Here is a 25331-nt window from a genome sequence, read left to right on the forward strand (position 1 = left end):
CTGACAATAAAAGTTCTCCAAGGGTCTGAAGGGCTGGCGCATGCGCCAGCCCTTTTTTTGTGGGTGCGGAAATGGCCTACACACGGCAGTCAGCGAGGCAACGCACAATGGGGTAGGGGAGCGTGTGGGGCGGGCCGCAATGTGGGCGCTCCAGGTGCCTCTGCTTTTGACCACCCGGCGGCGCTGCCGCCCCAACGTCCTGACGACCCATGCTCCTGCCTCGCTATTCCGACATCACCCGCGGACTGACCCAGCGGCCCGCACGTATCTCCCCCAAGTATTTCTACGACCAGCATGGCTCGCAGCTGTTTGAAGCCATCACACGCCTGCCGGAGTACTACCCCACACGCACCGAAATGGCGCTGATGCAGACACATGCAGACAGCATCGCGGGCGCCGTGGGCGCAGGCCGCACCCTGATCGAACTGGGCGCGGGCAACTGCCAGAAGGCCCGCACCCTGTGCCGTCTGGTGCAGCCGGCCTGTTTTGTGGGCGTGGACATTTCGGCGGATTTTCTGGAGCAGGCGGTGCAAGGGCTGCGCGACGACTTCCCGGCGCTGGATGCCCGCGCGCTGGCGGGCGACATGACCCTGGGGGTGTCACTGCCTGACGACATTCCCCGCACCGGGCGCCTCGTGTTCTACCCGGGCTCGTCCATCGGCAACTTCGACCCGCCGCACGCGCTGGAGCTGCTGGCCCACATGCGCGAGCTGATCGACGACGATGGTGGCCTGCTCATCGGCATCGATTTGCCCAAGGATGTGGCGGTGCTCGAAGCCGCCTACGACGATGCAGCGGGGGTCACCGCCGAGTTCAACCGCAATGTGCTGCGGCATGTGAACCGCCTGATCGGCAGCGACTTTGACGTGGCGCAGTGGCGGCACCGTGCGTTCTTCAACACCGAGGCGTCGCGCATTGAAATGCACCTGGAGGCTGCCTCTGACACCGAGGTGTGCTGGCCCGGCGGCGGTCGCAGGTTCGACCAGGGCGAGCGCATCCACACCGAGAACAGCTACAAGTACCCGTTGCCCGTGTTCACCGACATGCTTGCGCGCGCCGGTTTTGCGCAGGCCCAGGCGTGGACGGACGAGCGGGGCTGGTTCGCGGTCGTCCACGCCCGTCCTTGACCGGTGGCCGCCATGACCGTGACATCCCCCGCATTCGACACGCTGCTGGCGCGCTACACCGCCGTGCGCGGCCGCTCGCTGACCCTGGCGGCTCCGCTGTCGCCCGAGGACTGCGCCGCGCAGTCCATGCCCGACGCCAGTCCCACCAAATGGCACCTGGCCCACACCACCTGGTTCTTTGAGACCTTTGTGCTCGAAGCCCACGAGCCAGGTTTTCAGCCGTTTGCACCGGCGTTCCGGGTGCTGTTCAACTCCTACTACAACGGTGTGGGCGCCAAGCACCCGCGTCCGCAGCGCGGGCTGCTCACGCGGCCATCGCTGGACGAGGTGCTCGCCTACCGGGCCGACGTGGACGCCCGCGTAGCGCGCCTGTGGCCCACTGTGGCGCACGACGCTGCGCTGCGTGGCCTGATCGAGCTGGGCCTGCAGCACGAGCAGCAGCACCAGGAGCTGATGCTCACCGACATCCTGCACCTGCTGTCCTGCAACCCCTTGTTCCCCGCCTATGCCAAGGCTTCAGACGCTGTGGCGCCCGAGGCTGGCCAAGCACTGGCGTGGCATTCCTTTGACGGGGGGCTGGCCGATATCGGCCACGCTGGCAGCGGCTTTGCCTTTGACAACGAGGGCCCGTGCCATCGCGTGTATCTGCATCCCTACGCGCTGGCCTCGCGACTGGTGACGCAGGCCGAGTATCTGGCGTTTGTGGAAGGTGGCGGCTACCACAACCCGCTGCTCTGGCTGGCCGAAGGCTGGGACTGGCGGGCGGCGCAGGGTCTGGTGCAGCCTCTGTACTGGCATCGCGTCGACGGGGCCTGGCACCAGTTCACGCTGGCCGGCCTGCAACCGCTGCAGGGCAACCAGCCGGTGGTGCATTTGTCGTACTACGAGGCCGATGCCTACGCGCGCTGGGTGGGCGCGCGCCTGCCCACTGAGGCTGAATGGGAGCATGCGGCCGCGCGGGGTGCCGCCGGCATGGCGCAGTGGCACGGCGCTGCCTGGCAGTGGACGCAGTCGAGCTACGCGCCGTACCCCGGCTTCCGGGTGGCCGAAGGCGCCGTGGGTGAGTACAACGGCAAGTTCATGGTCAACCAGTACGTGCTGCGGGGCTCGTCCAGCGCTACGCCGCCAGGGCACGAGCGGCTGACCTACCGCAACTTCTTTCCGGCCACGGCGCGCTGGCAGTTCACCGGCATTCGGCTGGCACGCGACCTCGGCTGAAGGCGGCCAGCGCCCGGCGCTGGCCGTCATCGGCCCGCCGCGTTGGGGCCGGCATGACGGTGTCGCTGCGTGCCGTGGTCTTGTTTGCTATCAAATATGTAGCTGGTGGCGCATATTCCACTAGCGCTTGGACGCAAAAAGCCTCAAAAGTACGGTGACAGGTGCCTGGCCATGCGCTTTTGGGGGCGCATGGCCATTCGCACATCACACCTTGTCGAGTGCCTGCGCCAGGTCCGCCCGCAGGTCGTCGATGTGCTCGATGCCGACCGACAGGCGCACCATGCCTTCGCTCACGCCCGCCTTGGCCAGCTCTTCGGGATTGAGCTGGCGATGGGTGGTGGACGCGGGGTGGGTGGCCAGCGACTTTGCATCGCCAATGTTCACGAGGCGCGTGAAGAGCTGCAGCGCGTCGAGGAAACGGGCACCTGCCGCACGTGGGTCGGCGTCGCTGTTCTTCACGCCAAAGCTCAGGATGCCTGACGCCTTGCCGCCAGACTGGCGCTGCACCAGCGCGTGGTCCGGGTGGTCGGGCAGACCGGCGTAGCGCACCCATTCGACCTTGGGGTGGCTTTGCAGGTACTGGGCAATGGCCAGCGTGTTGTCGCAGATACGGTCCATGCGCAGCGCCAGGGTTTCGATGCCTTGCAGGATCAGGAAGGCATTGAGCGGCGCCAGCGCCGCACCCGTGTTGCGCAGTGGCACCACGCGTGCACGGCCGATGAAGGCGGCGGGGCCCAGCGCCTCGGTGTAGACCACGCCGTGGTAGCTCACGTCGGGCTCGTTCAGGCGCGGGAAGCGTGCCTTGTGCTCCGCCCACGGGAACTTGCCGCTGTCCACAATCGCGCCGCCCACGCTGTTGCCGTGGCCGCCCAGGTACTTGGTGAGCGAGTGCACCACGATATCGGCGCCATGCTCGATGGGGCGCAGCAGGTAGGGGCTGGGCACCGTGTTGTCCACGATCAGCGGAATGCCATGGTCGTGCGCCACCTTGGCCAGCGCAGCGATGTCGGTCACGTTGCCCAGCGGGTTGCCGATGGACTCGATGAAGATCGCCTTGGTGCGCGCATCAATGTGCTGCGCAAAGCTGGCCGGGTCGCGCGGGTCGGCAAAGCGAGTGGTGATGCCCTGCTGCGGCAGTGTGTGGGCAAAGAGGTTGTAGGTGCCGCCGTAGAGCGTGCTGGCCGAGACGATGTTGTCGCCCGCCTCGGCAATGGTCTGGATGGCGTAGGTGATGGCGGCCATGCCCGAGGCCACGGCCAGCGCGGCAATGCCGCCTTCCAGCGCCGCGACGCGCTTTTCGAGCACGTCGGTGGTGGGGTTCATGATGCGGGTGTAGATGTTGCCCGGCACCTTCAAGTCAAACAGGTCGGCGCCATGCTGGGCGCTGTCAAACGCGTAGGCCACCGTCTGGTAGATGGGCACGGCCACCGCCTTGGTGGTGGGGTCGGGGCTGTAGCCAGCGTGGACGGCCAGGGTTTCGATCTGCATGGGTGCTGTCTCTTTCATTGAAGGGATGGGAGTGGAACAACCGGGCTCGGCCCATTGCTGGACGAGGCCCGATGTGCCGATGGCGCGGGCCATTCTGGCACCCTGGACCCCTGGCGTCATCGAATCGTTGGCTATGTGCTTATGACGTTCTTGTGCGCCCTGGACTCTTTCAGGCCGAGGGCTCGTCCATGGCGCTGTCCATGGGCTCTGGGGTGGTGCGCCGCGTCTGCTGGCTACGGCGCCAGGCCTTCTCGACTTCCACGACCACCAGCACCACCAGCGCGGCGCCGATGCACAGCACCAGCTCACCCAGGCTCAGCGGCTCGGTGCGGAAGATGGGGTTGAGCCAGGGCACATAGATGGTGGCCATCTGCAGCGCAAAGGTGAGCAGCACGGCACCCAGCAGCGGGCGGTTGCTCAGCAGGCCCAGGCGCCAGATGGGTTCGGATTCGGAGCGAATGGCGATCACATGCGCCATCTGCGCCAGCGTGAGCACGGTGAACACCATGGTCTGCCAGTGCGTGTAGCCGGTGTGCAGGGCCCAGGCCTGCACCGCCAGGCACAGCCCGCCGATGAGCAGGCCCACACCCAGGATGTGCTGCCACATGCCGTGGGCAAACAGGCTTTCGCGCGGCGCGCGGGGCGGGCGCTGCATGATGCCGCGCTCGGCCGGTTCGGCCGCCAGCGCCAGGCCGGGCAGGCCATCTGTGACGAGGTTGACCCACAGGATGTGGATGGGCAGCAAAGGGATGGGCAACAGCAACAGCGGCGCGAGGAAGATGGTCCAGATCTCGCCCGAGTTGCCCGTCATCGCGTAGCGCACAAACTTGCGGATGTTGTCGTAGATGCGGCGGCCCTCGCGCACCGCCGCGACGATGGTGGCGAAGTTGTCGTCCAGCAGCACCAGGCTTGACGCCTCGCGCGCCACGTCGGTGCCGCCCTGGCCCATGGCCACACCGATGTCGGCACGCTTGAGCGCGGGGGCATCGTTCACGCCGTCGCCCGTCATGGCCACGAAATGGCCTTGCGCTTGCAGGGATTCGACGATGCGGATCTTCTGCGCCGGGTCCACGCGGGCGTAGACCTGCACCTGCTCCACGCGGGCGCGCAGGGCAGCATCGTCCAGTGTGGCCAGGTCGGCGCCGGTGAGCACCGAGGCATCGCTGCTCTTCAAAATGCCCAGGCGGTGCGCAATCGCGCGCGCGGTGGCGGGGTGGTCGCCCGTGATCATCACCGGGGTGATGCCCGCGCTGATGCAGTCGCGCACTGCGGCCTGGGCCTCGGCGCGGGGTGGGTCGATGAGGGCGATCAGGCCCAGCAGCTCCAGCTGGTTTTCTACTGCGTCGATGTCGTTGGTGTCCGGCAGGCGGGCGTGGCTGCGGCGGGCGAGGGCCAGCACCCGCAGGCCCTGGGCGGCGAGCTGCTGGGCGGTGGCGAGGACCTTGGCGGTGTCGAGTGCGGCAGCGCCTTCAGGCGTCCAGTGGGCGGTGCAGCGGGGCAGCACGGATTCGGGCGCGCCTTTGGTGTAGGCCACAAAGCCTGCGGCCGCGCGGTGGAAGGTCGTCATGCGCTTGCGGTCGGAGTCAAACGGTTGCTCCTGCACGCGGGGGCTGGCGGCATCGAGCTGGGCCTTGTCCAGCCCGCCCGCGTGGGCGGCCAGCACCAGTGCGGTCTCGGTGGGGTCGCCCAGCCAGTGGATGCCCGACTGGCCCTCTTCGTTGTGGACCTGCAGCGTGGCGTCGTTGCACAGCGCGGCGGCGCACAGGGCTTCAGCATGGGCGGGGCCGGGCAGGGGATCGCCGGGCACCCAGCGCACACCGTGGGCCAGCAGCAGCTCGGCATTCATGCGGTTCTGGGTCAGGGTGCCGGTCTTGTCCGAGCATATGGTGGTGACCGAGCCCAGGGTCTCCACCGAGGGCAGGCGCCGCACCAGGGCATGCACCGCCACCATGCGACGTGCGCCCAGGGCCAGCAGCACCGTGACCACGGCGGGCAGGGCCTCGGGGATGGCGGCCACCGCCAGGCTGATGGCGGTGAGGGCCATGAGCAGCGGCGCCTCGCCGCGCAGCACCCCCACCACAAAGATCACCGCGCAGATGCCCAGCACCGCTATCGCCAGGCGCTTGCCAAACGCCGCCAGGCGCAGTTGCAGCGGCGTGCTGCGGTCGCTGGTGTCGAGCAGCGTGGCCACCTTGCCCAGCTCGGTGCGCATGCCGGTGGCCACCACCAGGCCGCGTGCGCGGCCGTGGGTGGCGGTGGTGCCCTTGAAGGCCATGTTGGTGCGGTCGCCCAGCGCGCCCACGTCTTCGGCTGCCAGGGCTTCGGTCTGTTTGGCTACGGTGACGGACTCGCCCGTGAGGGCCGATTCATCCACCTGCAACTGCGCAATCTCGATGAGCCGCAGGTCGGCCGGGATCTGGTTGCCCGCCTCCAGCAGCACGATGTCGCCGGGCACGAGCACGGTGGCAGGAACCACCTGCACCGCACCGCTGCGCAGCACGGTGGCGTGCGCCGCTGCCAGCTGGCGCAGTGCCGCCATGGCCTGGTCGGCGCGCCAGGCCTGCACAAAGCCGATGACGGCATTGAGCACCACGATGACGAGGATCACCAGCGTGTCGGTGACCTCGCCCACCAGCCCCGAGATGACGGCCGCACCCAGCAGCACCAGCACCATGAAGTCCTTGAACTGGTCGGCCAGCAGGCGCCACCAGGGGCGGTCCTGCGATGCGGCCAACTCGTTGGCGCCATGGGTGGCGCTGCGGCGCAGCGCTTCGTCGGCGTGCAGGCCTGCGTCAGGGTTGACGCCATGGGCCTGGGCCACGGCGTCGGTGGGGTGCAGGTGCGGCGCAGTGGATGGGGACATGCGGCGATCGGTGAAACGGGCCGCACGCCCACACAAGGGCTTCTTCGCGTTGCCTTAGAGCGGCTAACAAAACTCAGCGAAGCGGCCCTGGCTAGGCGTTTCGCCGCAGGCAGTACAAGTAGTACGACAAGGCGAGACAACGACGCCAGGGGAGTTTTGTTAGCCGCTCTTAGTGCGCGACTTGCGGCCGGGCTTTGTAGAACTGGAGCGGGGCTTCTGGCACCTGGTTCAGCACCTGGCGCTTGATCTTGCCCACCACATGCATTTCACAGGGCTTGCAGTCAAAGCGCAAGGTCAGCTTTTCCTTGCCATTGATCAACATCAAGGGTTCGGCCTTGATGGTGCCCTGCACACCCGTCACGCCCTTGGCCTGCTTGGGGCACAGGCTCATGGAAAAGCGCACGCAGTGCTTGGTGATCATGAGGCTGACCTCGCCTTCCTCTTCGTGCGCCTCGTAAGCCGCAGCGATCACCTTCACACCGTGGCGCACGTAGAAGTCGTGGGCCTTGTGGTTGAACACATTGCCCAGGAAAGAAAGCGTGTCCTCAGGGTAGGGCGCAGGCGGCTCCACCGGCGTGGCGCGCGGCAGGCGGGCAAAGTTGTGGGCCCGGTTGGCTTCCAGTTCGGCCACGGCATCGCGGCGCAGGGCGTTGAGCACCGAGGCGGGCACAAACCACGGCTGCGAGAGCTGCAGCGCAATGTCATGCACCGCAAACGCCGTGGCGCCAAAGCGGCCGAGCTGCTCGCGCAGGCTGGCCTCGGCCTTGGCTGCGTCAGTGGCTGGCTGGTGGGGTTGCTGCACGGATGCACAGCCCACGTTGCCGTCCTCGTCGGTCAGCATCAGGCTGAAGCCGGTGGGCGTTTCGCTCAGGTGCGCCCACAGGCCGATGCGGCGGTCGCTGGACTTTTTCTCCAGCGTGCGCACCCAGTCCATGTCGCGGTTGCGGTTGACCTCGGTGCCCTTGCGCAGGTCCTTGAAGCCGTCCATCGGGTCCTTGGGGTACACGCGCCATTGGCCCACGCTGCGGGCCGACACCGGTTCGGCCACATTGATGGCCATGCCCACCAGTTCCTTGTGCAGGTCGTAGTAGCACAGGCCGTCGCCGTTGTGCAGCACGGTGGCTGGGTCACTCAGTTCCAGCTCCACAAAGTCTGGGCCCAGCTTGGTCACCCAGCCGATGGCCTGGCCGGGGTTCTTGGGGGTGTCGAACGCGCCGATGTCTTCCTTGCGGCCGGTCACGAAGTAATCGGTGAACTCGCGGTTGAAGTTCTGCAGTGGGTCGGGTGTGAAGGTGAAGGTGGTGCGACCACTGGACGAGCGCGACAGCGGCCGGCCTTGGGCCTCGCGCTCTTCGATGATTTCGTCGAGCAAGGTGCGGTAGTGGGCGGTGATGTTCTTCACGTAGCCCATGTCCTTGTAGCGCCCTTCGATCTTGAAGCTGCGCACGCCCGCATCGATGAGCGCGCGCAGGTTGTCGCTCTGGTTGTTGTCCTTCATGCTTAGCACGTGCTTGTCGTGCGCGATGAAGCGGCCCTGCGCGTCGGTCACCTGGTAGGGCAGGCGGCAGGCCTGGCTGCAGTCGCCGCGGTTGGCGCTGCGGCCAGTTTGCGCATGGCTGATGTTGCACTGGCCGCTGTAGGCCACGCACAGCGCGCCGTGGATGAAGAACTCGATGTTGGCGCGCCCCGGCGCATCCACGGGCCCCAGCGCCTTGTGCACTGCGGCGATCTGCTGCACCGTCAGCTCGCGTGCCAGCACGATCTGCGAGAGGCCGGCGTCCTGCAAGAAGCGTGCTTTTTCGGGCGTGCGGATATCGGTCTGGGTGCTGGCGTGCAGCTGGATGGGCGGCAGGTCGATTTCGAGCAAGCCCATGTCCTGGATGATCAATGCATCCGCGCCCGCCTCGTACACCTGCCAGGCCATCTTGCGCGCCGCCTCCAGTTCATCGTCGCGCAGGATGGTGTTGAGCGTGATAAAGATGCGGCTGTTGAAGCGATGCGCGTGCCTGACCAGGCGCTCGATGTCCCGGATGTCGTTGCCCGCACTGGCCCGCGCGCCAAAGGCCGGGCCGCCGATGTAGACGGCATCGGCGCCGTGGTTGATGGCTTCGATGCCAATGTCTGCGTCGCGCGCGGGCGAGAGCAGTTCGAGCTGGTGGGGCAGGAGGGACATGGGGCGCGATTATCCCAGCCTGCCTGGCCGGGCGGTAGGCGCCGGACTCATTAGCCCGGTTAATGCCGGAGCAAATTACTAAGTTTGCTTAGTAATTTTGCGAAAACGAGGGTTGAGGTGGCTACGATGCGGGGTTTGTTGTGTACAAGTTCGGTGCACAACAGGATGCTTTGACCGACCCAGGAGACTTTGTACCGTGCTGCGCCCCGTTTTCGCTTCTTCGCCCCTGTTCCGAATTTCTGCACTGACCGCCCTTGCGCTGGCGGCCCATCTGGCCTCTGCCCAGGACGTACAGACCGTCAAGATCGCCCACGCAGGCCCGGTGTCGGGCGGCATTGCCCACATCGGCAAAGACACGGAAAACGGTGTGCGTCTGGCCATTGACGACCTGAACGCCCAGAACCTCGTCATTGGCGGCAAGAAGATCAAGTTTGAAATCGCGGCCGAAGACGACGCGGGCGACCCACGCCAGGCCACCGCCGTGGCCCAGAAGCTGTGCGACCAGAAGGTGGCGGGCGTGGTGGGGCACCTGCAATCGGGCACGTCCATTCCCGCCTCGGCGGTCTACGCCAAGTGCGACCTGCCACACATCACGGCTTCTGCCTCCAACCCCGACCTGACCAGGCCCGGCCACAAGACCACCTTCCGCCTGATCGCCAACGACAACGCGCTGGGTGCTGCCCTGGCCTTGTTTGGTGCGGATCACCTCAAGCTCAAGAGCGTGGCCATCATCGACGACCGCACGGCCTATGGCCAGGGCGTGGCCTCGGTTTTCAAGGCGACGGCGCAACAAAAGGGCCTGAAAGTGGTGGCCGAGGAGTTCACCAACGACAAGGCCACCGACTTCATGGCCATCCTCACCGCCATCAAGAACAAGAAGCCCGACGCGATCTTCTACGGCGGCCTGGACGCCCAAGCTGGCCCCATGCTGCGCCAGATGGAGCAGCTGGGCCTGGGCAGCGTGAAGTTCTTTGGCGGTGATGCGCTGTGCACCGAGAAGCTGCCCGAACTGTCGGGCAAGACCCCCGCGCTGAAGAATGTGACCTGCGCGACGGGCGGGGCCTCGGTGGACAAGATGCAGGGCGGCTCGGACTGGAAGAAGCGCTACGACGCCAAGTTCCCCGGCCAGTTCCAGATCTACAGCCCCTATGCCTATGACGCCGCCATGGTGCTGGCCGACGCGATGAAGCGCGCCAACTCGGTGGACCCCAAGGTGTTCGCGCCGTTCCTCACCAAGACTGAATACAAGGGCGTGACCGCCAACATCGCCTTCACCGCCAAGGGCGAGTTGACCACGCCCGCCGTGACCTTGTACACGTTCAAGGACGGCAGCCGCGTGGCATTGAACTGAGGTCACTCTCCGGCGTTGCTTCATCGACTCCTGACCCCACGGCCGCTCCATGCGGCCGTTTTTGCGTGCGGCGTTTGGCTTTACAGTCAGATCCCATCGCAAGAACGCGCGGGCCCCCGGTGCCCGCCAAGGAGCCCAGGTATGCGCGCAATGTTTGGATTGGTCGGACTGGTGGTGGTGCTGGCCATCGTGGGCCTGCTGGCCAAGAAGCAACTGGCGGCCACGCGCGCCCCCGTGCCCGCATTGCAAACCGCCACAGGCGCGGCGGGGCCTGCGTCGGCGCCGACCGGCACGGTGCGTGAGCAGAGCCAGCAGATGCAGCAGCAGTTCAAGCAGCAGGTAGAAGGCCTGATGCAACAGGCACGCCCCATGCCCGAAGACGAGAAAAAATGAGCCAGATCGGCTTCAAGCGCTGATATTTCATGCCTTGGATGCTATTGAAAATATAGTGATGAAAACCGCCGACGATGCGCACTGGATGCGACTGGCCCTGACCGAGGCGCAAGCGGCTGCCAGCGCGGGCGAGGTGCCCGTGGGCGCCATCGTGGTCAAGGACGGCCAGGTCATCGCCACTGGCCGCAATGCCCCGGTGGAAGGCCACGACCCGACGGCCCATGCCGAGATCGTGGCCCTGCGTGCCGCGGCGCTGCGCCTGGGCAACTACCGGCTGGACGGCTGTAGTCTGTATGTGACGCTGGAGCCTTGCGCCATGTGCAGTGGCGCCATGCTGCATGCCCGCCTGGCACGGGTGGTGTTTGGTGCGATGGAGCCCAAGACGGGGGCGGCAGGCTCGGTGCTCAACCTGTTTGGGCATGCCGAGATCAACCACCAGACCGAGGTGCAGGGCGGGGTGCTGGCCGAGGAGTGCGGCGGCCTGCTGAGCCGCTTTTTTGCGCAGCGGCGCCGTCAGCAACGCGCCGAGGCATTGGCCCGCCACCCCCTGCGTGACGATGCCTTGCGTACACCCGATGCGGCTTTCGCGAACCTGCCCGGCTACCCCTGGGCTCCCCACTACGTCAGCGACCTGCCGAGTCTGGCGGGCCTGCGCCTGCACTACCTGGACGAAGGCCCCCGCGATGCACGCCGCACCTGGCTGTGCCTGCATGGCAACCCGGCCTGGAGCTACCTCTATCGCCGCATGCTGCCCACCTTTCTGGCTGCAGGCGACCGCGTGGTGGCGCCCGACCTGATCGGCTTTGGCAAAAGCGACAAGCCCAAGAAGGAAGGTGCGCACCAGTTCGAATGGCACCGCCAGGTGCTGCTGGAGCTGATCGAGCGGCTGGACCTGCGCAATGCCGTGCTGGTGGTGCAGGACTGGGGCGGCATCCTGGGCCTCACGCTGCCCATGGCGATGCCCGAGCGGTTTGGCGGCCTGCTGGTGATGAACACGCTGCTGGCCACAGGCGATGCACCGTTGCCCCAGGGCTTTGTGGACTGGCGTGCGATGTGCCGGGACAAGCCGCTGTACGGGGTAGGGCGCCTGTTGGCACGCGGCAACCCGCACCTGAGCGCTGCGGAATGCGCAGCCTACGATGTCCCCTTTCCGGACAAAGGTTACCGGGCTGCGCTGCGTGCGTTCCCCGAACGTGTCCCTGCCGCCCTGGATGACGCCGGTGCGGCGCTGTCGCGTGCAGCCCGCGATTTCTGGCAGCACCAGTGGCAAGGCCGCAGCCTGATGGTGGTGGGGGCGCAAGACCCCGTGCTGGGGCTGCCTACCATGCGGGCGCTGCAACACAACATCCGTGGATGCCCCGAGCCGGTGGTGCTGCCCCATGCGGGCCACTTCGTTCAGGAGCATGGCGAGGCCATTGCTGCACAGGCTGTGGAATACTTCACGCACTGATGTGCCCGATGGCGCCCCATGACCGCATGGGGCAGCGGGCATCCCCCCTGTTTACGGAGCAGGCCCCACCGGGGCCTGAGCGCTTTGCACGACCACCATCACGATCCCTCGCAGTGCGACCACGACCACGGTCCCAAGCACATCTACATCTACTCGCCTTCCAGTGCGGTGCGCGACAAGGCCGCCTTCAAGCGGGGCATCGCCCGTCTCAAGGCCCAGGGCCATGAGGTGGAGGTGGATGTGGACGCGCTGGCCACACACACACGCTTTGCGGGCGACGACGCCACCCGGTTGGCCGCCATCCACCGTGCGGCGGCCAGTGGTGCCGATGTGGCGCTGATCTCGCGCGGGGGCTATGGCCTCACGCGCATCCTGCCGGGCGTCCGCTACAAGGCGGTGGCCAAGGCCATCGAAAAGGGCACCCACTTCGTGGGCGTGAGCGACTTCACCGCCTTCCAGCTCGCCGTGCTGGCCAAAACCGGGGCCACCACCTGGGCGGGGCCGTCGCTGGGGGCCGATTTTGGCGTAGAGGGCGCGCCCGACGACATCATGGAAGCCTGCTTTGACGACCTGCTGACCGGCCATGGTGAAGGCACGGGCTGGCGCATGCACAAGCAAAAGCAAAAGCCTCATGCCACTACCGGCAAGCCTGCTGTGCCCAACGTCTATGTGAAAAGCGCCACCCTGTGGGGCGGCAACCTGGCGGTGCTGGCTTCGCTGGTCGGCACGCCGTACTTCCCGCAGGTCAAGGGTGGGGTGCTGTTTGTGGAGGATGTGCACGAGCATCCCTACCGCGTTGAGCGCATGCTGACCCAGCTGCTGCACGCCGGTGTGCTGGCCCAGCAAAAGGCCGTGGTACTGGGGCAGTTCACCAACTTCAAGCTGGCGCCGCACGACAAGGGCTACAAGCTGCAGTCGGTGGTGGACTGGCTGCGCACCCAGATCAAGGCGCCCGTGCTGACCAACCTGCCGTTTGGGCATGTCGAGACCAAGGTGCTGCTGCCCGTGGGTGCAACGGTGTCGTTGTCGGTGGAAGAGCGCGATGCGCTGATCTATTGGGGCCACCAGCACTGAACAGGCGGCGCTAACCTGGGGCCGCTGCGTGGCACGCTGCCGGCGCAGCGCATTGACCGGCCCCGGCTGTCAGGGCTGCAATCTCAGGGTTTCAGAGGTGCGCGCGGGGTGCGTTGGGCATTTGTGGCACCCGCAGCGACAGCGGCAACTGCCCCTGGAACATCGGCGTGACCTGGTCCAACACCGTCTGTGCGATGGCCTCGCCGCGCAGCAGGGTGAGCGTGTCGAGCAAATCGCTGCGCAGGTACCACAGCGCTTCAATATCGCCCGCATAGCGCAGGCGCATGTTCATGCGCGCCACTTCGCAGCCGGTCAACCCCATCAGGCTGTGCAGCATGGCACGCCGCACCTCTTCCAGACCCTGGTCGCGCACCCAGGCCGTCGATGACGGCTTGTCACGACCGAGCAGGTCGTGCAGGTTGTTGCGGAGATTGGGCTTGTTCCAGCGCATGGACGGTTAGCTGTGCGATTTTTGTAACAGGGTCGATCAAAGTAAGCGGGAGTGAGGATTGATGCAAGGGTGACGCTCCTGTTTTTGCATAAAGACAACACGGCGCCCCCGTTTGTTGCGAACTTTTACGCAATTCATCGCGAATGCTTCCGGCGGCCTGACGCGAGGCGACCGGGCGAACAGGTGCGCGGCTCGGCGTGGGCTTTGCCGGGTCTTCAGGCACCCAAGATGCGCGCCCTCTACGCCTAATGCCACCCCCAGCGCCTGCAGTGAGGCCGCAAGTGGGGTGCGTGGCTCGCAAAGACCTTGGCAAAGGATTGTTGACGCTTTGATAGATGCGTCTTCGTTGAGCTTGCACTAAACTGGTTCACATGATGTTACTAATCGGCCATCGTCCATGAGTGTGTTGTCAACGGTGGTCTTCGCCGACATTTCGGGCAGCACCTCGTTGTATGAAACGCTGGGCAACGAGCGCGCCACCGAGGCGGTGACGCAGGTCACGCAGTGGATCAGTGACACCATCGAGGCGCATGCGGGGCGCGTGGTCAAGAAGCTGGGCGACGGGGTGTTGTGTGTGTTTGGTGATGCGGCCGGTGCCGTGACTGCCACCACCCACATGCTGCGCCAGCACCAGGTGCGTCTGGACCGGTGGCCGCAGCCGCTGCGCATGGACATCCGCGTGGGAGTGGCCAGTGGCGAGGTGGTCGATGTGGATGGCGACTGCTACGGTGATGCCGTCAATGTGGCCTCCCGCCTGTGCGAGCGCGCGGGCCCCGCCGAAATCTGGGCCACCGAGACGACTGTGCTGCTGGCGGGGGCCGCTGCCGATGTGTGGTACCGCAAGCTGGGCCTGATGGAAATCCGCGGCAAGGCCGAGCTGCAGATGCTCTACCAGGTGGAGTGGCGCGAGAACGAAGAGCCCGATTCGCTCACCATGCAGGCGGCGCTGGTCAGCAGTTTTGCTCCGGCCGATTCCATCCTGGGGCAGATCCAGTTTTCCTGGCATGGGGTGGACATGTCGTTCACCTCGTCGGATGCGCCCGTGCATGTGGGGCGCGCCAACCATGCCCAGCTGTGCATCAATGACCCCCGCGTTTCACGGCTGCATGCGCGCATCGACTGGCGCAACAGCGGCTTTGTGCTGACCGACATGAGCAGCTTCGGCACCTGGGTGCGGTTTGACGGCAGCGACTCGCCCGTGCGGCTGCGCCGCGATGCCTGCATCCTGCATGGCACGGGGCAGATTGCGCTGGGGGTTCCCTTTACCGAGTCCAGTGCTCCGATCATGAACTTTCAGGTCGCCGGCACCAGCGTTCATCTGGGCTGAGGCCGTCGGCTGCCGCCGACAGCTGTCACAGCGCGGCGGGCTCCCGGTCAGCGCGCAGCCCTTTCACTTCCGAACCCACACAAACAACCCAGAACAATCAGGAGACACGAGACATGGCGTGGATGAAGCGAACAGCCGTCGGGCTGGTGGTGGCGGCCTTGCTGGCTGGCACGGGGGCCGCCGTGTATGTACAGCGCAGCTTTGCGACACTGGATGGCAAGTTGGTCGTGAAGGGCCTGCGGCAGGCCGTGCAGGTGCAGCGCGATGGCGCAGACGTCACCCACATCCGCGCGCAGAGCCCGCAAGACGCCTGGTTTGCGATGGGCTACGTGCATGCGCAGGAGCGCACCTGGCAGCTGGAGTTCAACCGCCGCGTGATGCACGGCGAGCTGTCCGAAGTGTTTGGGCCGGCCACGCTGGAGACCGACAAGCTCATGCGCGCGCTGGACATCATGGGCACGGCCAGGCGGCAGTACGCAGGCCTGCCGTTGTATGCCCAGGAGGCCCTGCAGGCCTACAGCCAGGGCATCCACGCCTTCCACCAGAACCGCCCCCAGGCGCTGCCGCCGGAGTTCCACATCCTGGGCGTTCAGCCCAGCGGGACCACGGGCGCCGTGTGGGAGCCGGAGGACAGCGTGGGCTGGGCGCTGATGATGGCGCTGGACCTGGGCGGCAACTGGGGCAACGAGTTTGCGCGACTGTCCATTGCGAAAACGCTGGACACCGAGCGCTTGTGGCAACTGATGCCACCGTACCCGGGCGAGCGCCCCGCAGCCTCGGCCGACCTGGCCACGTTGTACCGGCAGCTGGGGGTGTACCAGGCCACCGATGCCAGCGCTTCTGCTGCACCGGCGGCCGCCGCTGAACCGGTCGACCGGGGAGCTGCATCTGCCGCGCTGGGTGACGGGCCTTTGTCCCGCCAGATCAGTGCCGGCATGCTGGCCTGGGCCGACGAACTGACCCGCAACGCGGGTACCAACGAGGGCAAGGGCAGCAACAACTGGGTGCTGGCGGGCACCCGCACCGTCAGTGGCAAACCGCTGCTGGCCAACGACCCGCACCTGGGCCTGTCGGCACCCGCCATCTGGTACTTTGCGGGCTTGCAGGCACCTGCGGGTCAGGCGTCTGACGGCACCCCCATGGGTGCCATCGACGCGGTGGGCGCCACCTTGCCCGGCATGCCCTTTGTGGTGCTGGGCCGTACGGACAAAGTGGCCTGGGGCTTCACCAACACCGGCCCCGATGTTCAGGACCTGTACCTGGAGCAGATCAACCCCGCAGATGCCTCGCAGTACCGCACGCCCGAAGGCTGGGCGCCCTTCACGGTGCGCAACGAAACCATTCGCGTAAAAGGGCAAACCGACGTCACCCTGAAAGTGCGCAGCACCCGGCATGGCCCTGTGTTGAGCGACGCGCAGAAGTCGCATGCGGACGTGCTGGACCTCGGCAAATACGTGCTGGCGCTGCGCTGGAGCGCGCTCGATGCCGACAACCAGACGGTGCTGGCGGGCCTCCAGACCAACCAGGCCAAATCGGTGGACGCGTTGTTCGCGGCACTGTCGCACTACCACTCGCCGATGCAGAACGTGGTGGCGGCCGATGACCAAGGCAACATCCGCTTCAAGGCCGCAGGCCGCGCACCCGTGCGAGACCCGGCCAACGACATCCGGGGCGTGGCGCCCTCACCGGGCTGGGATGCGCGGTACGACTGGAAGGGCTGGCTGCCGTATGACCAGACGCCCGAGGACAACGGCGCCCGGGGCTGGATTGCCACCGCCAACCAGCGGGTGACCGCGCCGGACTACCCCCACTACCTCACCCAAGACTGGGCCTTGCCCTACCGCTACGAACGCATTGCGCAGTTGATCGAGGCGACCGACAAGCACGATGCCGCAAGCATGCAGGCGATCCACCGCGATGTGACCTCACTGGCCACGCGCAAGCTGCTGCCCTACCTCCAGCAGGCCAAGTCATCGCACCCGCTGGCAGCGGCGGCGCAAGAGCAGCTCCAAGGCTTTGACGGCGTGATGGATGCGGGCAAGGCAGCGCCCCTGGTGTTTGCCGCGTGGACCGACGAGCTGGCACGCGGTCTGATCGTGCCGCGCATTGGCGAGGCGCGATTCACCGCCACCTATGGCAAGCGCGACTACCGGGCGGCTCTGGAGGGCATTCTGGAGCGCAACGACTCCTGGTGGTGCCAGCCTTCCTCGTGCGTAGAGCAATCGGCCGCAGCCCTGGGCCGTGCGCTCGACCGGCTGCAGGCGGCCTACGGCGCCGACCCCGCGCAATGGCGCTGGGGCGCGGCGCACCCAGCACTCAGCGTGCACCGGCCGTTTGGCAATGTGCCCGCGCTGGCCCGCTTTTTTGACGTGAGCGAACCATCACATGGCGACGCCTACACCGTCAATGTGGGGCAGTACAACGCGGGCGAATCCAAGGGCCCGTTTGTGAACCGCCACGCCGCATCGCTGCGCGCTGTGTACGATATGGCCGACCTGGAGCAGTCGCGCTTCATCTACCAGACAGGGCAAAGTGGCCTGGTGTTTTCGCCGCGTTACCGCGACATGAGCAGCACCTGGGCGCAGACGGGCTACCGCGCCCTGCAGCGCCAGCCAGCACGCTGGGCCCATGAGCTGACGCTGGCCCCCGCACCGGCTGCACCGTAACCCCGGGGCCGAAGAATCCCAGCGGGTGGGGTCCTGGAGATCGAGCAGATTTGAGGCATGCAGGCCAACTACCGGCATTGGGAAGACGTCACGGTGAATCACTGCACTTCCGGTCTGTGGGCGCAGATGCCTGACCCGTACATGGTCACTTGAATGGGCTTCGTCATCGCGCCTTTTCAGGCCTGACCGGGAGCCGCAACGGATGGAGCCCACTGCATGACCGTGCGGAATGGCCGTTTTATTGTGCAGTGGCTCCTGGGTGCGCATTTTTGAGCGAAATGAGCCGGTAGCGCACTATTCATATGTGTTGACTGCTTCAAAAAATGTAGCAAAAGGCTCGGTGTCCGGCAGCACGTAGATCACCCCTGGCGCCCGCCCGAACCAGGGGGCGATGAACTGGTCGTAGAACGCTGCGGGTGCATTCACACAGCCATAGCTGATGCGTTTTTCTCGGGCGCTGGAGCTTGCCAGGCGCTGTAGGCGGCGCTCTGCGGCGCTCACGCTGCGCACCCGGTGCAGTGAGACGGCAGCGTCGTAGTCGATCCACACAATGTCTTCACCCTGCAGGTTGCGGCCGGGCTCGGTCACAAAGCGGCCTGCAGGGGTGGTGCGTTCGTGCGGGCGGATGTGGGCCAGCGGCTTGGCCCCGATGCCCGGGGCTGAGCGGTCGCCTGCCGCGGCACCCAGCAGCACGGGCGCGCTGCCCAGCCATTGGGCCTGGGCAGAAAACACGTGGATGCGCGCGGCAGGCTTGTCGATCACGGCAAACGGCAAGCCCTGGTGATCGGCCGTTGCGGTGGACCAGCGCGCCAGCTGGCGCACCCGGGCCGATGCATCGTCGGGCAGCGCCAGGGCGGCCCCCGGAGCGGCCAGCGCACCAGCCAGGGTGATCAGGGCAAGTCTGCGGTCCATAGAGAAGAGCATGTGGGCTGTTCAGATCGCCAAAAGTGAATGCGGCGGGGTTGCTCCGGCGCGGTGCAGTGCCCATGCGCTTGGGTAGTGGCCGCACCAGCCGTTCGCCGCTTTGCCCTTCCGGTATGGTGAACCAGGTCACAGAACGCGTTCCGCCGGTTTGCCGCAGCGGCCGATGCCCCCAATAATGCCTGCATCCGTGACTTCCGCGAAGCCTTGGGCTTCGAATCGCCATGTTTGACCGTCTTCGCAAAGCGCTGCATCTGCCCGGTGGCCAGAATACCGCACGGCCCGTGTCCAACCAGGAGGTGGTGCGTTGGGCGGCCACCCAGCGCCTGGCGGTGGTGCCGCAGGCCGTGGACGGGCATTTTGACCTGGGGGGCGACCTGAATGGCCACCCGTGGCGGCTGGAATGTGGCAATCCCACGCGTGACTATGTGCGCGGCCTGGAGTTGCGGGGGCGCGCCGACCTGGGGGTGGACCCGGACGCGGCGGTGATGGTGCTCAACCGCCCCTTGCAGGAGTCCCTGGAGGGCAATGCCTACAACGCCATCACCGACACCCTGCAGACCACGGTGAATGCCAGCCTGCCCGAGGAAATGCGCTGGCTGGCGATGTTTGAAGAGGTGACCTGGCCGGGCCTGCCCGCCTCGTTTCGCCAGCACTTTGCGGTGGTGGCGGAGCGCATGGAGACAGCGCAGCGCTGGATCCATGCGCCGGTGGTGTCCCAGTTGCTCAACATCGTGGAAGGTGAGGGCGGGGAGGTACGGGCGCAGTCGCCGCTGCTATTGATGCTGGTACGCGGCAAGGTGTACCTGCGCATGGAGCACACGCAGCGCAGCATGACGGAGATCGCCCAGGCCACGCAATTGCTGCTGGCGGCTGCCCAAGGGGCATTACACAACCTGCCGCCCCCTGCGGCCGCAGGCGGGGCGACGGGAGACGCTGAAGACCCGCAGTAGAGCGTCTGCGGGTCCTGTGTCCTGTGCCGTGGAGCGTCAGCTGCCGCGGGTGACCGGCACGGCGGCGTCGCGGCCGTAGGTGCCGTACTTGCCCAGCTCCCACTTGGCAATGGCGTTGCGGTGCACTTCGTCCGGGCCGTCGGCAAAGCGCAGGGTGCGCGCACCGGCGTAGGCATAGGCCAGCGGGAAGTCGTCAGACATGCCGCCACCGCCGTGCACCTGCATGGCCCAGTCGATGACCTGGCAGGCCATGCTGGGGGCCACCACCTTGATCATGGCGATCTCAGTCTTGGCGACCTTGTTGCCAGCCACGTCCATCAGCCAGGCAGCCTTCAGTGTGAGCAGGCGGGCCATGTCGATCTTGCAGCGGGCCTCGGCAATGCGCTCCTGTGTCACCGTCTGCTGCGCAACGGTCTTGCCGAAGGCCACGCGTGACGATGCGCGCTTGCACATCAGCTCCAAAGCACGCTCGGCCAGGCCGATCAGGCGCATGCAGTGGTGAATGCGTCCAGGGCCCAGGCGGCCCTGGGCGATCTCGAAGCCACGGCCTTCGCCCAGCAGGATGTTGGAGACGGGCACACGCACGTTCTCGAAGGTCATCTCAACGTGGCCGTGCGGGGCGTCGTCGTAGCCCAGAACATTCAGCGGACGGATGATCTTGATGCCAGGGGCGTCGGCGGGCACCAGCACCATGCTCTGCTGCGAATGGCGCGGGGCTTCGGGGTCGGTCTTGCCCATGGTGATGAACACGGCGCAGCGCGGGTCGGCCGCACCAGAGATCCACCACTTGCGGCCGTTGATCACGTACTCATCGCCCTGGCGTTCGATGCGCGTCTCGATGTTGGTGGCGTCGCTCGATGCCACATCGGGCTCGGTCATGGCGAAGGCCGAGCGGATCTTGCCTTCGAGCAGGGGCTTGAGCCAGCGGGCCTTGTTGGCTTCGTCGCCGTAGCGGGCAATGGTTTCCATGTTGCCGGTGTCGGGCGCGGAGCAGTTGAACACCTCGCTGGCCCATGGCACGCGGCCCATGATTTCGGCCAGCGGTGCGTATTCCTGGTTGGTCAGGCCGGCACCTGCATAGCCGGAGGCTGCGGCGCTGTCGACCGGCAGGAACAGGTTCCACAACCCGGCGGCCTGGGCCTTGGGCTTGAGGTTTTCGATGGTGTTCAGCGCGCTCCAGCGCTTGCCTGCGACGGTGTTGGCGGCCAACTCATCCTTGTAGGCAGACTCGTTCGGATAGATGTGGTCATCCATGAACTGGAGCAGCTTGGCCTGCAGTTCCTTGGTTTTGGGCGAGTAGTCAAAGTCCATGGGTTTCTTCTCCGTTGGTAATCGTGGGCGGCGCTGGTGTTGCGTCGTGTGTTCAGCCGCGTTGCGCGAAGGACCAGGCCAGCTGGGCCATGGGTCGTGCGGTGTCGCCCGAGGCCTTGGCCTGGGCGCTGGAGGCCGTGCCAGCCTCTACCCGCTTGGCAATGCCCTGCAAAATGGCGGCGATGCGGAACATGTTGTAGGCGAGGTAGAAGTTCCAGTCGGCACGCAGCGCATCGGGGGTGGTGATGCCGGTGCGCTCGCAGTACAGGCGGATGTAGGTGTCTTCGTCGGGAATGCCCAGTGCGCCCAGGTCCAACCCCGCAATGCCACGCCCCAGCGAGGCAGGAATGTGCCAGCTCATGCAGTGGTAGCTGAAGTCCGCCAGCGGATGGCCCAGTGTGGACAGCTCCCAGTCGAGCACGGCGATCACGCGGGGCTCGGTGGGATGGAACATCAGGTTGTCCAGGCGGTAGTCGCCGTGCACGATGGACACATGGCCCTCATCCCGTGCGCTGGCGGGCATGTTGGCGGGCAACCATTCCATGAGGCGGCCCATCTCTTCGATGGGCTGCGTGATGGAGGCCACGTATTGCTTGCTCCAGCGGCCGATCTGGCGGTCAAAGTAGTTGCCGGGCTTGCCATAGTTGGCCAGGCCTCGGTCTGCAAATTTCACCGTGTGCAGCGCCGCGATCACCCGGTTCATCTCGTTGTAGATGTCACCGCGTTCAGCTGGCGTCATGCCGGGCAGGGACTGGTCCCACAGCACGCGGCCCTGCATGCACTCCATCACGTAGAAGGCGCGCCCAATCACCGACTCGTCCTCGCACAGCACAAACATGCGCGGCACGGGAACGTCGGTGCCGTACAGGCCGCTCATCACCGCAAACTCGCGCTCGATGGCGTGGGCTGAAGGCAGCAGCTTGGCCACGGGCCCGGGCTTGGCACGCATCACGTAGCTGGCGCCCGGGGTGATGAGCTTGTAGGTAGGGTTGGACTGCCCGCCCTTGAACATCTCTACGGTCAGCGGGCCCGCAAAGCCCTCCATGTTCCTGGAGAGCCATGCAGTCAGCGTTTCGATGTCAAAGGCGTGCTGATCGGAAACAGGGCGGGTGCCGACGAAATGGTCAAAGTTGCTCATGGAGGCGGATGAAGGTTCTGGCTGTCAGTGATGGGGTAAATGAGTCAGTTGTCGGCTTCAGCGATGCGCATCAGGGCTTCGCGGTCCCGCACCACCAGGCCGCCCGGCTCGATGCGGATGGCGTCTTCGCGTTCCATGGCCTTGAGTTCCTGGTTCACGCGTTGCCGCGACGCACCCAGCAGTTGTGCCAGTTCTTCCTGCGCCAATTGCAGGCTGATCCGCATTTCGCTGCCGTCCGACAGGCTGGGCACGCCGTAGCTGCGCACCAAGTGCACCAGCTGCTTGGCCAGGCGCGATCGCAGGGGCAGCGTGTTGAGGTCTTCCACCAGCCCGAACAGCTGGCGAATGCGCCGCGCATGCAGGCGCAGCATCGCTTCGTACAGCTCGGTGTGCACGGCCAGGATCTTGCGAAAATCGGCCTTGGCCACACACAGGATCGTGGTGTCGCCGTGCGCGTAGGCGTCGTGCGTGCGCCGGTCCCCATCGAAGATCGCCACATCGCCGAACCAGATGCCCGGCTCCACATAGGTCAGCGTGATCTGCTTGCCCGAGATGGATGTGGAGCTCACCCGCACTGCACCGCGCGCGCAGGCAATCCACTCCTCGGGCGGGTCGCCGCGTGCGGCGATGAGGCCGCCGTCCTTGAAGCGTTTGACGTATGCACATCGCAGGATGTCGTGGCGTAGCGAAGGTGAGAGTGATGAAAACCAGCGACCGGAGTTGATCGCTTCACGTTCTTCGATAGTAAGAATCGGGTCGTCCATGGCCTGTCTTTTGGGTGACTAGAAACAGGCCCATTGTCGCGTCAGGGACCTGCGCAATGCGTCAGGGTTGTCACCTGCGTGTCTGCGCGTAGGCCAAAAGAAAACCCCCGGCGCTGGGTGGCAGCGTACCGGGGGTTGATGGGTCTGCGACGGTGGCTGCGTCGAGGCGTTTGTGGTGCAGCGCTACTCGTAGCGGGGCACGCGCTTTTCCAGAAACGCTGAGATGCCTGCGCCGCCATTGGCGTGGTGCAGGTTCTTCACGAAGTGGTCGCGCTCATGGCCCAGGTGGTGCGTGAGCTGGGCATGGGGAGCTTCGTTCAGCAGCTCCTTGATGCTGGCCAGTGCATTGGGTGCACGGGCATTGAGCTGCTCAGCCATCGCCAGGGCAGCGTCGAGTGCATTGCCTGCTTCGGCAAGGCGGTTGACCAGGCCCAATGCGTGCAGGCGTTCTGCGCCGATGCGGTCCCCGCACATCAGGATCTCGGTGGCAATCTGGCGGGGCAGCGCGTGGGCCAGGCTCCAGCTGGCGCCGCCATCGGGCGACAGGGCCACGTTGCTGTAGGCCATCACAAACACGGCATTGCGGGCCGCCACGATGAAATCGCAGGCCAGTGCCAGCGAAAACCCCGCGCCGGCTGCTGCGCCCTCCACGGCGGCGATCACCGGCTTGGGGTAGGTGCGGATGGTCTCGATCCAGTTGTGCAGGCCCTCGATGCTTTGCGCTTGAACCTCGGGCGGCTGTTGTCGGTTGGCCAGCAGGCGCTGCAGATTGCCGCCCGAGCAGAACATTCCATCGGCGCCCGTGATGACTACGCTGCGGATGTCGGGGCTGCTTTCGGCCACGCCCAGTGCTTCCACACCCGCGGCATACATCACCGGGTCGATGGCATTGCGCCGCTCGGGGTTGCGAAGGGTCAGGATCAGGGTCTGACCCTGGCTTGTGCTCTGGAGTTCTGCGGGCATGGTGGTCTTCAGTGAGGCGGCCGTGGTGCTTGGCAATCAGTCTTCTTCGACATGGCTCAGGCTCAGGCCAATCGCACCCCTTCGGCGCAGCCATGGGCTGGGGCGGTAGCGCGTGTCGCCATACACGGTCTGCATGTTGAACAACACTTCCAGGATGTTGGTGGGGCCCCAGCGGTCGCCCATGGCCAGGGGGCCCAGCGGGTAGCCTAGGCCCAGGGTCACGGCGGTCTCAAGATCCTTGGGGGTGCAGATGCCTTGCTGGCAGATGTCGCTGGCGATGTTCACGATGGTGGCCACCACGCGCTGCGTGACGAAACCACCGCTGTCACGGATCACGCTGACAGCCTTGCCGTCGCGCGCAAACAGCGCATGCGCCGCGTTGCGGATGTCAACGCGCGTGGCGGGGTTGGTGGCCAGCACGCGGCGCTTGGTCGCGGCGTCATCGATGAGCATGTCAATGCCGATGGTGCGGGCTGGGTCCAGCCGCTCCACCACGGCGACGGTGGTCACGTCAAAGCCCAGTGGGGCAACCAGCGTGATGGCCTGGGGGGAGGGGGATTGGCCGGTTTCGATGGTGGCCCCCAGGTCCTTGAGCAACTGGTACAGCTCGGCCCGGCGTGCAGCGCGCGGGGACACCCACACCGGCGGAATGTCGTTGACCACGGGGGCAGGCGCCTCGGCAGGCACCTGCGCCATGCCCTCCACGTAGCGATAGAAGCCTTCGCCCACCTTCTTGCCCACCACGCCCCCCGCCAGACGCTGCGCGGTGATCACGCTGGGGCGGAAACGGGGTTCGTCGTAGTACTGGCGATAGATGGACTCCATGACCGGGTGCGACACGTCCAGCGCCGTCAGATCCATCAACTCGAAGGGCCCCAGCTTGAAGCCGACCTGGTCGCGCAGGATGCGGTCGATGGTGGCGAAATCGGCCACACCTTCGCCCACGATGCGCAGGGCCTCCGTGCCGAAGCCGCGCCCCGCGTGGTTCACGATGAAGCCAGGGGTGTCCTGCACCTGTACAGGGGTATGGCCCATTTCCTTGGCATACGCGGCCAGCGCAGTGCAGATCGCTGGATCTGTCTTGAGGCCCGCGATCACCTCCACCACCTTCATCAAAGGGACGGGGTTGAAGAAGTGGAACCCGGCCAGGCGTTCGGGGCGCTTGAGGGCTGCGCCAATGGCCGTCACGGACAGGGAGGACGTGTTGGTGGCCAGCACCGCATCGGCGCGCACCACCCCTTCCAGTTCGACGAAGAGGGCCTGTTTGGCATCCAGCCGCTCCACGATGGCTTCCACCACCAGATCGCAGGCCGCCAGGTCTGCCGCCGTTTTGACGGGGTGCAGCCGCGCGGTCAGCGCTGTGGCTTGGTCCGCTTCGATCCGGCCCTTGGCGACCAGCTTGTTCCATTGCTCCTGCAGGGCGGCCCGTGCGGCGTCGGCGGCTCCGGGGTTGGCGTCCAGCAGAAAAACCTGGCTGCCAGCCTGGGCAGCAATTTGTGCGATGCCCCGGCCCATGGCACCGGTACCCACGATGGCGATGTTGGGAAACTGAATTTTCATAGCGGCATTATGGCTCTGGCCTTATCTGGGTCTTATGTGCAAGAATCCTTCGGACCGAAAAACAGAATTGATTGTGAAAATTCGTAACACCATTTTTGGGCCAGGATTGTGGGCGCTTGCAGCCGGTGCTTCGGCGCTGT

19 protein-coding genes are annotated in these 25331 nt (G+C 66.0%); 9 read left to right on the top strand and 10 right to left on the bottom strand.

From position 1 onward, the window contains the following. The first annotated feature begins 209 nt into the window (after nucleotides 1-209). Nucleotides 210-1127: an L-histidine N(alpha)-methyltransferase gene (gene egtD / locus IB236_RS14140; protein ID WP_192421225.1), complete on the top strand. Its 918-nt coding sequence runs from the start codon at nucleotides 210-212 to the stop codon at nucleotides 1125-1127. A 12-nt stretch (nucleotides 1128-1139) separates the two neighbouring features. Then, nucleotides 1140-2345 (top strand): ergothioneine biosynthesis protein EgtB, encoded by a 1206-nt coding sequence (gene egtB / locus IB236_RS14145; protein WP_192421226.1) that lies wholly within the window; start codon nucleotides 1140-1142, stop codon nucleotides 2343-2345. 204 nt (nucleotides 2346-2549) lie between these two features. On the opposite strand, the gene IB236_RS14150 is transcribed toward egtB, so the two are convergent. The 3 genes from IB236_RS14150 to IB236_RS14160 all read right to left on the bottom strand — a co-directional run bounded on the left by IB236_RS14150 (nucleotide 2550) and on the right by IB236_RS14160 (nucleotide 8869). Then, nucleotides 2550-3833 carry an O-acetylhomoserine aminocarboxypropyltransferase/cysteine synthase family protein gene (locus tag IB236_RS14150; protein WP_192421324.1) on the bottom strand — a complete coding sequence of 428 codons (1284 nt, stop codon included), beginning with the start codon at nucleotides 3831-3833 and terminating at the stop codon, nucleotides 2550-2552. Nucleotides 3834-4002: 169 nt separating this feature from the next. Further along, nucleotides 4003-6696, bottom strand: coding sequence for a cation-translocating P-type ATPase (locus IB236_RS14155; RefSeq protein WP_192421227.1), 2694 nt, complete (start codon nucleotides 6694-6696; stop codon nucleotides 4003-4005). 169 nt (nucleotides 6697-6865) lie between these two features. After that, nucleotides 6866-8869: a U32 family peptidase gene (locus tag IB236_RS14160; protein ID WP_192421228.1), complete on the bottom strand. Its 2004-nt coding sequence runs from the start codon at nucleotides 8867-8869 to the stop codon at nucleotides 6866-6868. 196 nt (nucleotides 8870-9065) lie between these two features. Between IB236_RS14160 and IB236_RS14165 the strand changes: the two genes are divergently transcribed. The 4 genes from IB236_RS14165 to IB236_RS14180 all read left to right on the top strand — a co-directional run bounded on the left by IB236_RS14165 (nucleotide 9066) and on the right by IB236_RS14180 (nucleotide 13137). Beyond that, nucleotides 9066-10220, top strand: coding sequence for a branched-chain amino acid ABC transporter substrate-binding protein (locus IB236_RS14165; RefSeq protein WP_192421229.1), 1155 nt, complete (start codon nucleotides 9066-9068; stop codon nucleotides 10218-10220). 141 nt (nucleotides 10221-10361) lie between these two features. Then, the gene (locus IB236_RS14170) at nucleotides 10362-10613 is read left to right on the top strand and encodes a hypothetical protein (RefSeq protein ID WP_192421230.1); all 252 of its coding nucleotides are present in this window, start codon (nucleotides 10362-10364) and stop codon (nucleotides 10611-10613) included. Between the two features lie 58 nt (nucleotides 10614-10671). Further along, nucleotides 10672-12063, top strand: coding sequence for a tRNA adenosine(34) deaminase TadA (gene tadA / locus IB236_RS14175; RefSeq protein WP_056744206.1), 1392 nt, complete (start codon nucleotides 10672-10674; stop codon nucleotides 12061-12063). 84 nt (nucleotides 12064-12147) lie between these two features. After that, the gene (locus tag IB236_RS14180; protein ID WP_192421231.1) at nucleotides 12148-13137 is read left to right on the top strand and encodes an LD-carboxypeptidase; all 990 of its coding nucleotides are present in this window, start codon (nucleotides 12148-12150) and stop codon (nucleotides 13135-13137) included. Nucleotides 13138-13228: 91 nt separating this feature from the next. On the opposite strand, the gene IB236_RS14185 is transcribed toward IB236_RS14180, so the two are convergent. Continuing rightward, on the bottom strand, nucleotides 13229-13588 hold the full coding sequence (locus tag IB236_RS14185) for a hypothetical protein (protein WP_056067399.1): 360 nt from the start codon (nucleotides 13586-13588) through the stop codon (nucleotides 13229-13231). Between the two features lie 397 nt (nucleotides 13589-13985). Here IB236_RS14185 and IB236_RS14190 point away from each other — a divergent pair, with 397 nt between their 5' ends. Together IB236_RS14190 and IB236_RS14195 are read left to right on the top strand one after the other, a co-directional pair. Continuing rightward, complete coding sequence (locus IB236_RS14190) at nucleotides 13986-14915, top strand: adenylate/guanylate cyclase domain-containing protein (RefSeq protein ID WP_192421232.1); 930 nt, start codon at nucleotides 13986-13988, stop codon at nucleotides 14913-14915. A gap of 113 nt (nucleotides 14916-15028) precedes the next feature. Beyond that, entirely contained in the window at nucleotides 15029-17581 is a 2553-nt protein-coding gene (locus IB236_RS14195) for a penicillin acylase family protein (protein WP_192421233.1), read from the top strand. Nucleotides 17582-17875: 294 nt separating this feature from the next. Here IB236_RS14195 and IB236_RS14200 read toward each other — a convergent pair whose 3' ends face one another. After that, complete coding sequence (locus tag IB236_RS14200; protein WP_192421234.1) at nucleotides 17876-18493, bottom strand: hypothetical protein; 618 nt, start codon at nucleotides 18491-18493, stop codon at nucleotides 17876-17878. Between the two features lie 233 nt (nucleotides 18494-18726). On the opposite strand from IB236_RS14200, the gene IB236_RS14205 reads away from it, so the two are divergent. Next, entirely contained in the window at nucleotides 18727-19455 is a 729-nt protein-coding gene (locus IB236_RS14205) for a hypothetical protein (RefSeq protein ID WP_192421235.1), read from the top strand. Nucleotides 19456-19491: 36 nt separating this feature from the next. Here IB236_RS14205 and IB236_RS14210 read toward each other — a convergent pair whose 3' ends face one another. The 5 genes from IB236_RS14210 to IB236_RS14230 form a co-directional block, all read right to left on the bottom strand. Beyond that, nucleotides 19492-20766, bottom strand: coding sequence for an acyl-CoA dehydrogenase family protein (locus IB236_RS14210; RefSeq protein WP_056067410.1), 1275 nt, complete (start codon nucleotides 20764-20766; stop codon nucleotides 19492-19494). Nucleotides 20767-20818: 52 nt separating this feature from the next. Beyond that, entirely contained in the window at nucleotides 20819-21904 is a 1086-nt protein-coding gene (locus IB236_RS14215; RefSeq protein ID WP_192421236.1) for a phosphotransferase, read from the bottom strand. 44 nt (nucleotides 21905-21948) lie between these two features. Further along, on the bottom strand, nucleotides 21949-22668 hold the full coding sequence (locus IB236_RS14220) for a Crp/Fnr family transcriptional regulator (protein ID WP_015013747.1): 720 nt from the start codon (nucleotides 22666-22668) through the stop codon (nucleotides 21949-21951). A gap of 183 nt (nucleotides 22669-22851) precedes the next feature. Then, nucleotides 22852-23631, bottom strand: a complete 780-nt coding sequence (locus tag IB236_RS14225) for an oxepin-CoA hydrolase, alternative type (protein ID WP_192421237.1) — start codon at nucleotides 23629-23631, stop codon at nucleotides 22852-22854. Between the two features lie 36 nt (nucleotides 23632-23667). Then, nucleotides 23668-25191, bottom strand: a complete 1524-nt coding sequence (locus tag IB236_RS14230; RefSeq protein WP_192421238.1) for a 3-hydroxyacyl-CoA dehydrogenase — start codon at nucleotides 25189-25191, stop codon at nucleotides 23668-23670. Nucleotides 25192-25331 lie beyond the last annotated feature (140 nt).

The organism is Acidovorax sp. ACV02 (assembly GCF_014851475.1).
Lineage (GTDB): Bacteria > Pseudomonadota > Gammaproteobacteria > Burkholderiales > Burkholderiaceae_C > Acidovorax > Acidovorax delafieldii.

Excerpts from the sequence above, each read along its gene's own strand:
- egtD (WP_192421225.1), top strand. The coding sequence starts at position 210 with ATGCTCCTGCCTCGCTATTCCGACATCACCCGCGGACTGACCCAGCGG.
- egtB (WP_192421226.1), top strand. The coding sequence starts at position 1,140 with ATGACCGTGACATCCCCCGCATTCGACACGCTGCTGGCGCGCTACACC.
- IB236_RS14150 (WP_192421324.1), bottom strand. The coding sequence starts at position 3,833 with ATGCAGATCGAAACCCTGGCCGTCCACGCTGGCTACAGCCCCGACCCC.
- IB236_RS14155 (WP_192421227.1), bottom strand. The coding sequence starts at position 6,696 with ATGTCCCCATCCACTGCGCCGCACCTGCACCCCACCGACGCCGTGGCC.
- IB236_RS14160 (WP_192421228.1), bottom strand. The coding sequence starts at position 8,869 with ATGTCCCTCCTGCCCCACCAGCTCGAACTGCTCTCGCCCGCGCGCGAC.
- IB236_RS14170 (WP_192421230.1), top strand. The coding sequence starts at position 10,362 with ATGCGCGCAATGTTTGGATTGGTCGGACTGGTGGTGGTGCTGGCCATC.
- tadA (WP_056744206.1), top strand. The coding sequence starts at position 10,672 with ATGAAAACCGCCGACGATGCGCACTGGATGCGACTGGCCCTGACCGAG.
- IB236_RS14185 (WP_056067399.1), bottom strand. The coding sequence starts at position 13,588 with ATGCGCTGGAACAAGCCCAATCTCCGCAACAACCTGCACGACCTGCTC.
- IB236_RS14190 (WP_192421232.1), top strand. The coding sequence starts at position 13,986 with ATGAGTGTGTTGTCAACGGTGGTCTTCGCCGACATTTCGGGCAGCACC.
- IB236_RS14195 (WP_192421233.1), top strand. The coding sequence starts at position 15,029 with ATGGCGTGGATGAAGCGAACAGCCGTCGGGCTGGTGGTGGCGGCCTTG.
- IB236_RS14200 (WP_192421234.1), bottom strand. The coding sequence starts at position 18,493 with ATGGACCGCAGACTTGCCCTGATCACCCTGGCTGGTGCGCTGGCCGCT.
- IB236_RS14205 (WP_192421235.1), top strand. The coding sequence starts at position 18,727 with ATGTTTGACCGTCTTCGCAAAGCGCTGCATCTGCCCGGTGGCCAGAAT.
- IB236_RS14210 (WP_056067410.1), bottom strand. The coding sequence starts at position 20,766 with ATGGACTTTGACTACTCGCCCAAAACCAAGGAACTGCAGGCCAAGCTG.
- IB236_RS14215 (WP_192421236.1), bottom strand. The coding sequence starts at position 21,904 with ATGAGCAACTTTGACCATTTCGTCGGCACCCGCCCTGTTTCCGATCAG.
- IB236_RS14220 (WP_015013747.1), bottom strand. The coding sequence starts at position 22,668 with ATGGACGACCCGATTCTTACTATCGAAGAACGTGAAGCGATCAACTCC.
- IB236_RS14225 (WP_192421237.1), bottom strand. The coding sequence starts at position 23,631 with ATGCCCGCAGAACTCCAGAGCACAAGCCAGGGTCAGACCCTGATCCTG.
- IB236_RS14230 (WP_192421238.1), bottom strand. The coding sequence starts at position 25,191 with ATGAAAATTCAGTTTCCCAACATCGCCATCGTGGGTACCGGTGCCATG.